15 protein-coding genes are annotated in these 15043 nt (G+C 50.8%); 9 read left to right on the forward strand and 6 right to left on the reverse strand.

What is annotated here, in order from left to right:
- Positions 1–166: 166 nt before the first annotated feature.
- The 3 genes from NVIE_RS10465 (at position 167) to NVIE_RS10475 (ending at position 3012) form a co-directional block, all read left to right on the forward strand.
- The gene (locus NVIE_RS10465; protein WP_158435202.1) at positions 167–1072 is read left to right on the forward strand and encodes a glycosyltransferase family 2 protein; all 906 of its coding nucleotides are present in this window, start codon (positions 167–169) and stop codon (positions 1070–1072) included.
- Between the two features lie 749 nt (positions 1073–1821).
- Positions 1822–2730, forward strand: coding sequence for a hypothetical protein (locus NVIE_RS14915; RefSeq protein WP_158435203.1), 909 nt, complete (start codon positions 1822–1824; stop codon positions 2728–2730).
- Between the two features lie 90 nt (positions 2731–2820).
- Entirely contained in the window at positions 2821–3012 is a 192-nt protein-coding gene (locus tag NVIE_RS10475) for a hypothetical protein (RefSeq protein WP_144239660.1), read from the forward strand.
- Positions 3013–3313: 301 nt separating this feature from the next.
- Here NVIE_RS10475 and NVIE_RS10480 read toward each other — a convergent pair whose 3' ends face one another.
- The 6 genes from NVIE_RS10480 to NVIE_RS10505 form a co-directional block, all read right to left on the reverse strand.
- Positions 3314–3988, reverse strand: coding sequence for a hypothetical protein (locus NVIE_RS10480; RefSeq protein WP_144239661.1), 675 nt, complete (start codon positions 3986–3988; stop codon positions 3314–3316).
- Between the two features lie 261 nt (positions 3989–4249).
- Positions 4250–4939, reverse strand: coding sequence for a hypothetical protein (locus NVIE_RS10485; RefSeq protein WP_075055198.1), 690 nt, complete (start codon positions 4937–4939; stop codon positions 4250–4252).
- 432 nt (positions 4940–5371) lie between these two features.
- A complete protein-coding gene (locus NVIE_RS10490) occupies positions 5372–6037 on the reverse strand; it encodes an endonuclease/exonuclease/phosphatase family protein (protein ID WP_075055199.1) in 666 nt (221 codons plus the stop codon).
- A gap of 692 nt (positions 6038–6729) precedes the next feature.
- Positions 6730–7776 (reverse strand): ParB/RepB/Spo0J family partition protein, encoded by a 1047-nt coding sequence (locus tag NVIE_RS10495; RefSeq protein WP_075055200.1) that lies wholly within the window; start codon positions 7774–7776, stop codon positions 6730–6732.
- A gap of 445 nt (positions 7777–8221) precedes the next feature.
- The gene (locus NVIE_RS10500) at positions 8222–9553 is read right to left on the reverse strand and encodes a serine hydroxymethyltransferase (RefSeq protein ID WP_075055201.1); all 1332 of its coding nucleotides are present in this window, start codon (positions 9551–9553) and stop codon (positions 8222–8224) included.
- A gap of 28 nt (positions 9554–9581) precedes the next feature.
- Entirely contained in the window at positions 9582–10559 is a 978-nt protein-coding gene (locus NVIE_RS10505) for an arginase family protein (protein ID WP_227717349.1), read from the reverse strand.
- A 67-nt stretch (positions 10560–10626) separates the two neighbouring features.
- Here NVIE_RS10505 and ribE point away from each other — a divergent pair, with 67 nt between their 5' ends.
- The 6 genes from ribE to NVIE_RS10535 are packed head-to-tail and all read left to right on the forward strand — an operon-like array spanning position 10627 to position 15023.
- Positions 10627–11226 carry a riboflavin synthase gene (gene ribE, locus NVIE_RS10510; RefSeq protein WP_075055202.1) on the forward strand — a complete coding sequence of 200 codons (600 nt, stop codon included), beginning with the start codon at positions 10627–10629 and terminating at the stop codon, positions 11224–11226.
- A gap of 53 nt (positions 11227–11279) precedes the next feature.
- Positions 11280–11969 carry a 3,4-dihydroxy-2-butanone-4-phosphate synthase gene (gene ribB, locus NVIE_RS10515; protein WP_075055203.1) on the forward strand — a complete coding sequence of 230 codons (690 nt, stop codon included), beginning with the start codon at positions 11280–11282 and terminating at the stop codon, positions 11967–11969.
- 4 nt (positions 11970–11973) lie between these two features.
- Complete coding sequence (gene ribH, locus NVIE_RS10520; RefSeq protein WP_075055204.1) at positions 11974–12438, forward strand: 6,7-dimethyl-8-ribityllumazine synthase; 465 nt, start codon at positions 11974–11976, stop codon at positions 12436–12438.
- Entirely contained in the window at positions 12416–13168 is a 753-nt protein-coding gene (locus tag NVIE_RS10525; RefSeq protein WP_075055205.1) for a GTP cyclohydrolase IIa, read from the forward strand. The genes ribH and NVIE_RS10525 overlap by 23 nt, the downstream gene beginning before the upstream one ends.
- On the forward strand, positions 13162–14370 hold the full coding sequence (locus NVIE_RS10530; protein WP_075055206.1) for an amidohydrolase family protein: 1209 nt from the start codon (positions 13162–13164) through the stop codon (positions 14368–14370). The genes NVIE_RS10525 and NVIE_RS10530 overlap by 7 nt, the downstream gene beginning before the upstream one ends.
- The gene (locus tag NVIE_RS10535; RefSeq protein WP_075055207.1) at positions 14367–15023 is read left to right on the forward strand and encodes a 2,5-diamino-6-(ribosylamino)-4(3H)-pyrimidinone 5'-phosphate reductase; all 657 of its coding nucleotides are present in this window, start codon (positions 14367–14369) and stop codon (positions 15021–15023) included. The genes NVIE_RS10530 and NVIE_RS10535 overlap by 4 nt, the downstream gene beginning before the upstream one ends.
- Positions 15024–15043: the final 20 nt, after the last annotated feature.

Raw genomic sequence — 15043 nt, forward strand, 5'->3', positions numbered from 1 at the left:
ATTTCCTCTGGTCCGACTGCAGCTGAATGTCTGTCTTGTTCTGTAATTGCAGTTGATTATTCGAACGGATAGTGAAAGTTGTCTCTATATATAATACTTTTACATCACATATAACATAATTTATTTATATACCATTCTTCGTCTTCCTAACGAAGAATCGATCATTTTGAATCCATATTCTAATCTAAAGATCATAGTTTGCATTCCCGCTTATAATGAAGCCAAAAATATAGTAAGAGTAGTAGAAAGAGCTGCTGCATATTGCAGTGAAGTTATTGTATGTGATGACGGATCGATTGATGGAACTAGCGATGCGGCAAGAACTGGAGGCGCGACGGTTATACAACACTCGGTAAACAAAGGGTACGGCGCTGCAATAAAGACTCTTTTCAATGCTGCTCGGAAAATGAACGCTGATGTTCTGGTAACAATAGACTCTGACGGACAGCATAATCCAGATCAGATCCCTAGTCTGATCAATCCGATATTAACCAATAAAGCGGACATTGTAATAGGTTCGAGATTTATTATGAAGAGCGATCAGGAACAAGTGCCAATTTATAGAGCAATTGGTATTAAGGCAATAACAAAGCTCACCCAGATAATCTCTTACGACGAAATTACGGATGCCCAGAGTGGTTTTAGAGCATATAGTAAGAAGGCATTATCTTCAATAGAATTGAAGGAGGAAGGAATGGCAGTATCCGCAGAGATATTGGTCAGAGCCAAGGATCATGGATTAAGAATAGATGAGGTTCCAGTAACCATAACATATGCTGTTGAAGACGCCTCGACACAGAATCCCATTTCCCATGGTCTTGGAATAGTAGTTGCTATCGTAAAGTTTGTTTCGATAAAGCACCCATTGGCATTCTATGGCCTTCCTGGATTGGCCTTCCTGATACTTGCAGCAGTGTTTGCAGGAGATGTCACTGCCTACTTTGCTAATGGGAAAAACGTTCCTACCAACATATTGATACTGGCTATTGGCAGTGCACTGATGGGTCTTATTTTGGTCATAACAGGGACGATCCTCTATTCTCTGGCAGGAATCCGAAAGGCTTACAGATAGATTGAAAATTCCCAAAAAACTCGGTAATACTTTTATACAGCCTCCTAGTAGGAGTTTACGTAAAAATGGATAGTAGAAATGCTCTATTAAAGTATAAACAGCTATTGGGCATTGCGGTAGCGGGAGTTATACTCACCGTAATCTTCGTGCCTTTCCAAAAGGCTAATGCGTTTACTATTCAGCTTGATATTCCAAATTCATCAGGTGGTCATGTAACCCAAACCACCAGTGGTGAGACATTCACCATCTCCATTGATGTTGAGCCTTCAGAGCGTATCTCAATTTCTACTGTTGATCTCATCATCGACAATGGTCAACCATCAGTAAAACGCGCAACCTTTGGTTCTAATGGTCAGTATGTTTCAGGCGCTGCAGGGATAATCAAGAATAACACCCTGACGATCACTCCCGTTGCTACACAGACTGGATATGGCTACGGATTTGGAACTATTGCTTCTGGAATAAGTTCGTCCGGATACTCGTTCACTTTTGCAAACTCGACAACTGGCTTTATTGGGGGCAATACCGGTCCTTCTAGTCCTGCTCCGGGTGCCAACCAAGTAGTCGGAGTTGTGGGTCCTGGAACCATTACTATCCAGACTCATCTGAACACAGGTCTTCTCTCTGTTGGTACGCATACGATAGATGTAGTTATTGACAGCGGTGCAGGTGGAAACGGCGTCGACAACCTTCTTGCTCCCCAGCTTACTTTCACCGTAGATGCTAATAGCCAAGTGACTACTGCATCTGTGACATCGGGTACGAACGTCCAGACAAGTACCTCAGCACCTGGTGGCGGCACAATTACGATCAAATTCGACAATGCCCAGTCTTCGGGACAGATTGCAATCGAAGAAAAGAGCGCAGCTTCACTTGATAATCAGACTTCCTCAATATTTGATGTCGTTGGCACATTCTCGGCTGCCTTCACGGTAAACGGTGGCACTGCAAACACTGCGGGAACCATCTATGAAATTGATATCTCTGCAATAGGGCATACCGGATTCATTGATGTGACCATTCCCTACGATCCTAACCTCTTGCCACTGGGCACTTCAGAGAATAATGTCAAGTTCTACCACTGGACTGGCACTGCATGGGAAGATGTTACTATTTCAGTAGATACGACGGCTAATACAGTAACAGGCAGGCTTACCTCGCTATCGCCGGTAGTGGCAGGCTATCCTAGCTCAGCCAGCACTAACACGAGTACAACAACGACATTTGGCGGAGGTGGAGGAGGCGGCTCTGCTACTAACGTAATAATCAACCAGTCGTTCCCGGCAGACTACTTTAACACCCACCCGCTCCAAAAGCTCCAGATGCAGGACAGCTCCTTCAAGACCCTTGCAGGAAACACCATCTTTGGAGCCAAGCCCGGCCAGCAGGTCAACGTCAGCGCAACCTTCCACAACTACCAACAGGTCTCGCAGGACTATGCCATCATCGTCCAGATACTCGACCAGAACGGCTTTACGACCGACCTTGGCTGGGTGACTGGCACGGCTGACGCTGGAGCAAACATAGACGGCTCTAGGTCGTGGACAGTGGGAGCGGCAGGCGAGTACACTGTCAAGATATACGTATGGAACGGAGTGAGCAATTCTCCAACGCCGCTGTCAGAGATAACGACCAAGTCGTTCAGCGTAACGGCTTAGTAAGTAAACGGCGTTCCGGGGTACAATCAACCCCTTCTTCTTTTCTATTTCTTTCTTACTCTCTCACTGTCTCAAAAGCACGGTGTGAAAATGATATCGATGGATCATTTTGATCCAGAACACTTGATAATCGGCATATTTGAAGCCGAGAACATTGAAGCTGTCCGAGACATGATTTTAGAAGCTGGGCTCATGGCGTGGAATGAGCTGAAACTAAATCCGCTTACCCCGGTTGCAGATTTGATAGACAACATAGACAAGGCTCCGCCTACTATCTACTGACGGGGTCACGCGAACCTCACTCTTTTGCCCTTGAGGCTCGGTGGAGGAAGAGTGCGAGTGAGACTCGAACTTTATGCATTTGGGGTTCTTATACCTAGAACATCATTTGCTCTCTTCATCCCGAGATACGCAACAATCTCGAAGCCGTTTTCAGGTTCTATGATATAGTTGTCGTGTATTTGTCCGACCTTCTGTGTATCTATTTTTTTTCCTCAGACATTTCGCTGATTGCAAATCCTCTCTTGTAAGGCAAAGTATCGCTCGCTCGCAGGACCTTCTCTAGGTTTCAATCTATCTATCCCTATATTATTATGTAGAATTCATTATTGGTATCGTTAAAACCTACATTTGCAGATGGGTTCTTTGGAGTAAGGGTGAGCGTAAGAGCGTTGGAGGGTATGTCCGGAATCACAGTACCATTGGCGCTACAGGACGAAAGGAAGATCGAAACTGTCTCCATTGGCGTGAATGTGGCCCCTTGATTGTAGAGCACCGGGACTGCATTTAGCGGAGCAAGGGTCTGTGTGTTGTTCACCGTGGCGTACTGTGCAAGGCCGAAACTAAAATCTGGAGTGGCCATTCCATTATAGAGGTTAAAGGTACCTGGACTTCCTCCTCCCTGAGCACCGGTGAACATGCCGTTGGCAAATGTGTACAGCCATCCTGTCTGCACCACGGATGCCGTTTGTGAATTCATCTTGATGACGTTGCCTGACTGCAGTACTGTGGTGCTGGCATACATGTAGTAGTTCTCTATCCAGCTCACGTTGTTGCTTTCAAGGGGCTGAAAAGCCAACCACGCGACAGGGTAGTAATAACTGAATGTATTGGCACCCACAAATTGGTTGACGCTCTTGACAAAGGTTACAGTTTGATGGACATCATAAATCTTGTCTAGACCATTCTTATCGATAGTGATGTCAATGCTGTATTGCATTGCTATTCTTCTCTGCCTTGCACGGGAAACAACAAACACATCTGCCTCGTACCGACAATATTATAGGAAGCTGCCACATCATTATTGTTGTTATTTATTATCCTCCCCTAACTACGCGAGCGGTCCAAGAAATCTCGAGGTTCTGAGTGGCTTTCTTTCTCTGAAAGAGAATCTTCTGATATAACATGAAGGATAAAGCCGAAGAAAAGAAGAAGAAAAAGACCTCCCGGGGATGGCTGCCGGGAAGCCCAAAACAAATCGTCGTGGTGTGTAGATTGCAAGAGATGGTGTATTGCTTACCTAACCTCTTGCAGGCTTCTTTACGCTCTTCAGGCGCATCGCCAAGTCCCGGCCAGAAGCTGCCTTTGCTGATTCCAGGTAGAACGTGTTGTTGCTGTCGTTAAAGCCCACATTTGCAACGGGGTTCTGGCTGGTCAGCTGGACTGTCAGGGCATTGCTGGCTACCTGTGAGATAACAACGCCGTTGTTGTCGTACGAAGAGAGGAAGATCGAAATTGTTTCTATTGGAGTAAAGGTGGCCTCTTCATTGTAAAGCACTGGCATCGCATTCAGCGGAGCAAATGTCTGTGTGTTGTTTACCATGGCGTACTGTGCCAAGCCGAAAGAGTAGTTGTAGTTTGACATCTGGTTTGCGAGGTTAAAGGTACCTGCTCCTCCTCCCTGAGCACCGGTGAACATGCCGTTGGCAAATGTGTACAGCCATCCTGTCTGGACTGGCGCGCCTGTCTGCGACGTCATCTGAATAGTAGCTCCTGACTGCAGTACTGTGGTGCTGGCATACATGTAGTAGTTCTCTATCCAGCTCACGTTGTTGCTTTCAAGGGGCTGAAAAGCCAACCACGCGATTGGAAGATTCCCAGATTGGACAGGATTGCTGATTACGCTCTTTACGAAAGTCACCTTTTGGCCTGCTTGGTAGATTTTCTGTAAACCCGCGTCGTCTATGTCGATGTTGATTTGATATTGCATATCGTGCAGCCAATATAAGATAATAATATAAAAAAATAATCGTTACATGCGATTGGATAACTACGGTTACGTGTATAAGATACAAAATATGTCGTCGCACCTATATTTGCGATCAATGTACACTCAGTAGACTTGCCCTGTTTGGCATATGTGCGACTGCATTAACAAGTTGCCGTTGAAGAGTCGAGATGTGTTCATCCATCAGTACCGGCTGTGCCGTAGAGGGGCAGGCTGGAGGTTTTTGCAGCACACACATACACACACCTTTCGACCTCAGGGCGTTCTGAGTGGCTATTGCATTTTTTTCGATACTCTGGACTAGGGTTGAGAAAATATTTCGACGTCGAAAATCGCGATATGGTTGTGGAGCTGAAACGCCGGACTAGAGAAAAATGCAGGAGGGTTCGGGCCTCCATAGGTTGCGTCCTTGCGCTAGAACTGGTAGACCACTGCCAAGTGATCCGACATCTGGAGGTTTATGACAGTGCCTGTTATAGCAGCGGCTCCAACCTCCACGAGGTAGTCATATTTCGCTTGAGGGTTCGTTGCAGGATACGTATTGCTATTTGGTGGACAAACCTGCCATGGTCCTGGGGGAAAGGTACCATCTGGAGGTCTGTTAAAATCGCCTGCCGCAAGCCAGTTTCCAATCACTGCGCCACTTATCGCATTAAGCAAGCCTGAAACGTCTGCACCACCGGGGCTTATTGCGTGGATTGTAAAGCAATAGTCACCACCATAGTCGGCACCCAGAGCAGGCCTCCATACAGGGGCTGCTGCAGGATAAAGCAAGGCAGGATTGGCTGGCAGAACCTTGCTAACTACCGCCAAGTTGCATCGATTGCCATTGGGATCCGCGGGATAGAAAAGTATGTAAGCGAATGGTCTAGTTGTGGTTCCACCCCAAGAATATAGTGAGAGGCCCACTATGCCGCCAAAATTATTCTGAAGGAGGTTGGCAGAGGCTGGAACGCTTCCACATTCCTGCAAGCAAAATACGTCAATGTTCAGCTGGACCATCATATTCTTGACTCCCTCGTTCCATTTGTTTTCTTGACTGTGGCTGCTGCCTTGCATGTTCCAAGTGGCGGCTATCATCAGTTTCTTCTGTAAGAAGGTACTCTAAATAATATCTGATAATCGCAATAGTTGCGCAGCTCGTTCTTGATGGTCGTCATGACTGTTGGTAATGACATACCACGTCATCATATCCAGTCACTCAAGAAAAATGAAAAGATGGAGAGGAGCCTGTTTTCGTATACTTCATACATACGTACGAGCGCGTTTGGCTAGGCTACGCTATAGCTAAGGTGCTCTTTTCCTGCTCCTACTTGCTCGTTGTAGGCATCAAGTGTGGGGCTGACCGTATTTTCCACTTGTGTGACAGTGAGACCGGTCACTGTGATCTTGTACGGGTTGGCACTCCAGTTTGGTTGGTTCCACACTCCGCCCGCGCTTGTCTGCCAATCTTCAAGCCAAGTCTGTACTCTGATTGGAGATGGCAGATTGACTGCGGAGATGGTTAGGGTTGGCATGATACAGTTGTCACCTATGTCTGCAAACTTTTTTCCGAACTATTTATCGCTATTTGAGCGAGAATCTTCTTTTTTCTTTTTGCATGCGAACTTGTTCGAGCATATCTTTCGACACTGTCGCTTTCGCCAACTGACAATTCGGTTGCATTTGTCTTCGTAGAATAATTTCGACGTCGAAATATTCCTATGCCCCATCTGTAGGATATAATAATTATATACATATATTCAAACAAGTCCGGCGGACTGCTGTAGCTATTATTTCCTGATGTATCTGTAGAGCCTCATCCTGCGCAGATTCCTCCTTTCCTTTAGAAGAATGTCTATCATTGCGTGTAAGGTTGTCCTCTGTTGAAGCAGCAGCTCATAGACGAGCCAGTTTTCTTCCGCATCTTTTAGCACGTCATCCATGTTGTTCATACAAATCTTGGTTGCTACTATTGCTCTATCAAAGGCCTTGTGATACTTGATTGCGAGATGGTCGTACCCCTTTCTTGCAATCTGGTTTAACTGTTGACTAATATCGTCATATTCACACTCTTGTTGTTGCTGCGGCGGCGGATAGGCGCTGTTGGCTATGGCCATGTTATTTACCAGAATGGTATCGATAACGCTACTATTGCTATTACCTACAAATGATTCCTTCCTTTTTAGCTGATCTACAAGCAACCGCGCTTTTTTGATGGTGAGCCGTCTTGCAGCTATCATGTTTGCAAGCTCGGATTGCTTTTCTTTGTCCTTTACAGCCAGCAGTTCTTCTGCTGCTGAAGCGAAAATCTCGTTATTTGCTATTCTGTCCCTGACATCTGTTGGGAGATCAAGAAGGGCTATGCGTTTGGATATGTACGCGCTACTTTTTCCTATCCTTGAAGCAAGCTCTGCCACACTTCCCCATCCCTTTTCTTCGACGTATCTTCTGAAACTCTCTGCTTCTTCCAGAGGAGTCATGGTCTTTCGCTGGACGTTTTCTATGAGGGCCATCTCGAACATTGCCTTGTCGTCGAGATCCAGCACATAACAGGGAATCTTTCTCCATCCTAGAGCCTTGCATGCCGTGAATCTGCGGTTCCCTGCAACTATCTCGTAAAAGCCGTCCTTTAGCCTGACTATGATGGGCTGAAGTAATCCTACCTCTTTGATAGATTTAGAGAGTTGCATGACTTCTTTGTCGTCATGCGGCCGCAGCAAGAGCGTGGAGAATTTGATGCTTGACGCCTTGATGTACTGGATCAAGCCTCTCTGTTCTTCCGTATCGCCAGTGGAAGCGATACCCGATCCAAGATCTGTTGCATTTCTCTCATTCAACTATATCCCAACATGGTGAAATTAATTGGCTGTTGCACAAGCACGAAATATGATATTTAAGAATGCTCGTAAGCGAGAATTCGAGATTTTCAAGTTCAATCTAGCAAATACATCAAAGGAATGCCAAGAAGAGCCGAATATTCAGAATATTACCGGATATGGGGACTATAATAAAAGAATATTCTTAGAGAAGAGTAATACCTAATACAATTATATTTTTGACAGTCTAATTGTAAAAATTTTTGTGGAAAAGTACTAGCCTGTTGCCTCTAGTTTCGCACGTCGTTCTTGTTATCTTCTATCTCTTTCTGCCGTTATACGAAAATGCGCTTGCATGATTTTTCTTTTATCATAATGGAGGGTACGGGAACCAAAGAAAACCCACATCTTTTCAAGGGTGGGATGAATTTGGTTCCCGTTAATGAATCTCCCCTCCCCTCTTTAGCTACTTGCGCTTGCTCTTGCTTACCAGGCTGATGTACTCGTAGGCGCCCACCGCGTTGTCAAACGCGTACTGCACCTTCTGGAATTCCTTGCGGAATGCTGCGACATCTTTGTTGACCTTCTTCGTGTCCTCCTTGTCAACAACTACGCGCTTGATGAACTTCGCAATGTCCTTCATCTCGCCGGCCTTCATGCCAAGCCTGGTTACCTCCGGCACGCCTATCCTGACTCCTCCAGGGTGCATGTAGTGCCTGCCGGCCTTGATGTCGCCCGGCAGCAGCTGCCTGTTCAGTATGATGCCTGCCTTCTCCAGGTCTTTTTCAATCGTGCCTCCGTCGCCAAATTTCGTGACATCGACTGCTATCTGGTGCGACATCGTGTAACCGCGTTTTTCTCCGAGCACGCCAAAGCCGTACCCTGCAAGCGCCTCTGCAAGCGCTTTTGCGTTCTTGATAACCTGCTTTGCGTACTGCTTGCCAAACTGCAGCGATTCTGCAAGCGCGATGGCCTTGCCTGCGACGTGGTGCAGGTGGTGGCTTGACGTGTTGCCCGGGAATATCCCCTTCTTTATCGCCTCTGCGTGCTTTTCATACGATACAATTATGCCGCCCTGCGGGCCCCACAGCGTCTTGTGCGAGCTCATGGTCATCGAGTCGGCGCCCTCCTGCAGCGGGTCCTGGAACTCGCCTCCGGCTATGAGTCCCGCAACGTGCGCGCCGTCATAGTTGATGTACATGCCGTGGTCGTGCATGAAGCCTGCAAGCTCTTTTACCGGGTGCGGGAACAGGAATAGCGAGCCCCCGAACATGCCCATCCTCGGCGCCCTGCCGTCGCGCGCCATTTCCTCTATCTTTTTCTTGGTGGCGTCGACGTCGATCGTCATCTCCTCCTTTGAAAACGGGTAGTGCTCGATGTTGAGGCCGTGCACCAGGCCGGCGGTCCCTGCGTGCTCTTTTTTGCCGTGTGAAATGTGCCCGCCAGAAGGTATGGATGCAGCCATCATCCAGTCGCCCGGGCTTGAAAACGCTGCATAGATTGCAAGGTTTGCGACGACACCCGAAGTGGCGCGGCAGTCGGCAAACTCTGACCTGAACACTTTTCTTGCCAACTCGTTGCAGATCATCTCCACCTGGTCGATATACACGCATCCTGCGTACACGCGCTCGCCGGGCCAGCCTTCAGCGTAGCGGTTGCCAAAGTCGGATATTATAGCCTCCCTCACGGCGGGGCTTGGGATGTTCTCGCTTGCGATAAGCGGGATCGACCTGTTGAACCACTTGTGATGCTCGCGCATCAGGCTAAGGACTTCGCTGTAGGCTTTACGGGCACTCATAGTTGGCTTTTTGTGGGCCGGAATGTCCTTAATAGTATATCGCTTCTTTGGCTGCAAGCGACCTGACTACCTCCGTCCACGCGACGCCAATGTTTGCGCGGTTGTAGCCCCCGCCGCCAACCGCGATAATCCTGCCGTTGCAGTGCTTGTGCGCAAGGTCGTGCAACACTTTTGCCGCATGCCTGTGCGCGCGTGCGCTGTAGCGCAGGTCGGTTATCGGGTCGCCGGCCAGGCTGTCTGCGCCGCAGTTGAGAAATATCAGTTCCGGCCTGCACGAATCGACAAACTCCTCCACCCTTGCAAATGCCTTCAAAAACTCGCCGTCGCCGGACCCCGCTTCTAGCGGGATGTTCAGTTTCGTCCCAATTGCGTCGCCCTTGCCTGTCTCGCTGGCAGAGCCGGTGCCGGGGTATATGTCGCGCTCGTGTATGTCTGCAAAGAACAGCAGCGGGTCATCCTTAAATTCGTAGAAAACGCCGTCGCCGTGGTGCGCGTCAATATCGACGTACGCGATCCTCGTTATTCCGTATTTTTTACGCGCCTGGATTATTGCAACCCCGACGTCGTTAAAAACGCAAAAGCCGCCGGCAGAATCGCGCCTTGCGTGGTGCAGGCCGGCTATGGGCACGAACGCGTTCTCTATTTTCCTACCTGCCCTGTCCCTTCCCTGCACAACCATGTCAAGCGCCGCAAGCGTCGACCCGACGACGTACAGCGTTGCCTCAAACATGCCGCGAAAAGACGGCGTGTCGCCCCTGTCAAGCGGGATGCTCTTGCACTGCTTTGACGCCATCTTTACCATTTCGACATAGTCGCGCTCGTGGAACGAAAGCACGGCCTCCTCCGTCGTTATCTCCGGCTGCTCGACGATGACGACATTTGCAACCTGCCGCTCACTCTGCAGCCTTGACCAGAACGCGTAGATGCGGTCCGTGCCCCACGGGTGCGACCCGCCAAACCCGTAGCGGGCCAGCTCGTCGCCGAAAAACACGGCAGTGTTGCACACATCAGATGGTTTGCGGCTATGGCAAATCAATCTTTTTATCCCCTGTGCACCGCACAGCTGATAGTACATGTTCACCGGCATCGTGGAGGGCCTTGCAGAGGTAAGGTCGGTAGCCCGGGCGAAAAAGGGGGCCGACACTGTCATCCGCGTCAAGCTTGGCAGGATGGCCAGGGGCCTCAAGGTGGGAGACAGCGTCTGCATAAACGGCGCCTGCCTCACGGTGACGAAACTGCAAAAGGGCGAGGCGCAGTTTGAGATGGTAGCCGAGACTGTCCGGCGCACGTCGCTTGGCGGGATAAAACCGGGCGACAAGGTGAACGTCGAGCGCAGCATGAAAGTGGGGGACAGGCTTGAGGGCCATTTCGTCCTCGGCCACGTGGACGGCACAGCGACCATCGTTGAGAAGATTGAAAAGCCGTCAGAGACCACGATGTGGTTCAAGCTTGACGATACGGCGCTTACAAGCACGCTCGTGCCAAAGGGATCGATAGCGGTGGACGGCACCAGCCTCACCGTGGTCGACGTCGATAACGAGAAATTCTCTGTCTCGCTAATACCCCATACGCTAGAGATGACGTCGCTTGGATTGAAGAAAAAGGGCGACAAGGTGAACATCGAGACGGATATTCTCAGCAAGTACGTGAGCAAGAGCCTACCAAAATACTAGTAACTACCAGCTTTTTAGTAATGTATTAATAACTACAACGCCAAGCCTCACTGTTGCCACTAACCGAAGCCATAGAGGCGCTCAAGGCCGGCAGGTTTGTGCTGGTCCACGACGACAAGGGGCGCGAAAACGAGATAGACATGGTAGTAGCCGCAGAGCATGTAACACCAGCGCACATTGCCGCAATGAGGCAGGACGCCGGCGGCCTCCTCTGCCTTGCAATCGCAAACGAGGTGACAACCAAGCTGGGCCTCGTCTACATGCACGACATGATAGCAAGCATGGGCAAGGTCAATCCCGTGTTCTCAAGATTAGTAGAAGGCAGGGCGGCATACGGCGACAAGCCGTCGTTTTCAATCTCTGTGAACCACCGCAACACCTTCACCGGCATAACCGACCAGGACAGGGCCCTTACGATATCCGAGATGGCCAAGGTCTGCAAGAGGATTGACAACGGCGGCATAGAAGAGTTTGCCAGGAATTTCAGGGCGCCAGGCCACGTGCCTGTGCTGATAGCCGCAAGGAACCTTCTTTCTGACAGGAACGGCCACACAGAGCTTTGCGTCTACCTCATGAAATTAGCGAACATGACGCCGGCGGTGGCGATATGCGAGATGATGGACTCGCAGACCCACAGGGCGCTGTCGATAGAGAAAGCCTTGGCATACGCCAAGAAATCCGGCATGCCTCTTGTAGAGGCAAGCGAACTTAAGGAAGCTCACCAGAGAGCCAAGGTGGCATAAAAATTTGCAGCTTGCAATAGTGGTATCCGAGTTCAACAGCAAGATAACGCTCCACATGCTGGAAAAGGCAAAAGAGCAGGCCAACAGGCTTGGCGCCAGGGTTTCTTTTGTCGTGTACGTGCCCGGCGCCTTTGACATGCCGCTTGCAGTCGAAAAATTGCTGAAAAAACGCAGCGTCGACGCGGTTGTCACGCTGGGCGCCGTGATAAAGGGCGACACGCGCCATGATGACATTGTCGCGGAAAACGCGTCGCGCCTCATAGCAGACCTTTCATTAAAGTACGCCAAGCCAGTCGCGCTCGGAATAACCGGCCCCGGCATGACTGCCGAGCAGGCAAGGGAGCGGCAGGACATCGTGCCTGCGCGCGCAGTGAACGCGGCAGTAAACATGGCGCTGCGGCTTGCAAAGCTAGAAAAAACAGTGGGCAGGAAAACTGTGGTAATCGATGATTCAGCTTACAATCATTAGGATCGAGGGCTACGGTCCCTGGACGCTCACGCTCGGCTACGACAGGGAGGCGCAGCTGCAGATGCTGCAGGCAAGAATCTACCATGACGTACAGCGCCTCTTCCACGAAAAGGACTGCCTCGTCTATTTCAACCGCTTTGACGAGTATTTCGCAATCACAAACGGCGTCACGGTCGCACAGCACGCGGAAATCGCGCACGCGCTTGCGATCCTCTACAATGACCTGAAAATGTCGATGGCGATCGGCGCCGGCAAGACAGCGCTTGAGGCCAGCATGAGCGCATACAATGCAAGAAAGGAAAACAGGCTTGCTGATGAAAAGGCGCGGATATTCGGTTCTGCCGCTGCAAGCGGCGAAACATCGGCGCAGATAATGCACATCGACGTCGACAGCTCGACAAAGCTGACGGGCAGGCTGTCGCCGTATGAAGTGACAGCATTGGTAATGAAGCTGTACGGCAGGCTGGCAGAGGAGTTCCTGAAACTTGATGCGCTGACGTTCTTTCTTGGTGGCGACAACTTTATGGTAATCTCTAACGGCGTGACGGGGGCGCAGGCCGACGAGGTGATAAAAAAGGTGACGGCAGGACTTGACGTCAAGTTCAACTGCGGAATCGGCATCGGCAAGAACGGCCGAAGGGCCGCAGAAGCAGCCACCAAGGCCCTCGACACGATCCGAGACATGCGCGACGAGGGCAAGATCCAGACGATCTATGAAATACGATGCTAGTAGTCATTGAAAACGCAAGCATCCTCCTTGGTGAAAACCTGGAGCACATAGAGCGCGGCTATATTGAAATTGAAAATGGCATTATCAAGAACGCGGGAGAAGGCCGCTCTTCTGCCCGGGGAAAAAAGCTGGATGCAGGCAGCAGCTTTCTTGTCGTGCCCGGCTTTATCAACGCGCACACCCACATCGCCGACTCGATAGGCAAGGACATCGCGGCAGGAAGGAGGCTTGACGCGCGGGTGCACCCCGTGTTTGGAGCAAAGAAAAAGATCCTCGAAAAGAGTCTGCCGGCGCACCTTGCCGCGATGATAAAAAGCTCGGCTGTTTCCATGCTGCAGAAAGGGATAACGACGTTTGCTGATTTCCGCGAGGGCGGGCCTGAAGGCGTCCGGCTGCTGAAAAGCGCAACAGCCAGCCTGCCGATAAAATGCATCGCGCTTGGCAGGGTGGACCACTACAGCAGCGACCCGGCAGGGATGGAGGGACTGCCAGCAAGTGCAGCCGCTACTGCAAAGCAGGTGCTGGAAATAGCCGACGGCCTTGGCATCAGCGGCGCAAACGAAAACACGGACTCTGCACTTGAGCAGTACGGCGAGATGGCGGCGGCAAAACTCGTTGCCATACACGCGGCCGAGTCGGCCGAGACAGTGCAGTTTTCCAAGGATCACACCGGCAAAAGCGAAGTCGAGCGCATAATGCAACATCTAAAGCCGGACATCCTGGTGCACATGACGCACGCCACCGGCGACGAGATGTCGCTTGCAGCCGGCAAGGCCGGCATAGTGGTGTGCCCGCGCGCAAACGGCGTCCTTGGCGCCGGCCTGCCCCGCGTTGCAGAGATGCTAAAGCGCGGTTGCCTCGTTGCGATAGGCACGGACAACGTGATGCTCAACTCGCCGGACATGTTCCGCGAGATGGATTACCTCTGGAAGGCGTCGCACGCACAGGGCAACTTTATCGAACCCCGCGAGCTGGTCAAGATGGCGACTGCAAACGCGGCCAAGATGCTTGGCCTGAACAGCGGCTGGATAGCGCCCGGAAGGGCCGCAGACCTGATATTTATCGACAAGAGGCATGCTGACCTTTACCCGATGCACGACCCGTACGCGGCCATAGTGCACAGGGCCGGCGGGGACGCGGTACGTGCCGTGATGGCAGGCGGCCGGTTCGTTGCAGCAGGAGGGAGTCTTCTCTTATCATGAAGGTTACGATAAACGCCGCAATGACGATCGACGGCAAGATAGCTACAGCCTCGGGCGACTCTACCATATCATCAAAGGATGATCTGAAAAGGGTCCACAGGCTTCGCGCCGGCTCTGACGCGGTGGTGGTGGGAATATCGACGGTGCTTGCCGACGACCCGCAGCTGACAGTCCGGCTTGTCAGGGGCAAAAACCCTGTCCGCGTGGTTGTCGACAGCAGGGGCAGGATACCAGACGACTCGCAACTCTTGCGCACCGCGCGCAAGGTCAGGACCATAGTTGCCGCAAGTATGCAGGCAAGCGCGGTCGACGTTGAGAGGATAAGACAGGCAGGCGCCGAGGTTATATTGGCAGGCAACGAAGCAGTCGATATCAAGGCCCTTTTTTCCGCGCTCAAAAAGAAGATGGGCTTCAAGAAAATCCTGGTGGAAGGCGGGGGCGAGCTCAACTGGTCGGTGCTGAACCTCGGCCTCGCAGACGAACTGATAGTGACAATAGCGCCAAGGGTCGCCGGCGGCAGGCTTGCGACCACACTCGTTGAAGGCGACGGCTATGACGCGATCTCGCAGGGCCCGAAATTCCGCCTTGCGCGCGTGCAAAAGACGAGGGCAGGCGAGCTTGTCCTCTTTTACAAAGTGGGTAAAAATACATAGCACTTTTTAACATGCACTTG

The organism is Nitrososphaera viennensis EN76, from assembly GCF_000698785.1.
Taxonomy (GTDB): domain Archaea; phylum Thermoproteota; class Nitrososphaeria; order Nitrososphaerales; family Nitrososphaeraceae; genus Nitrososphaera; species Nitrososphaera viennensis.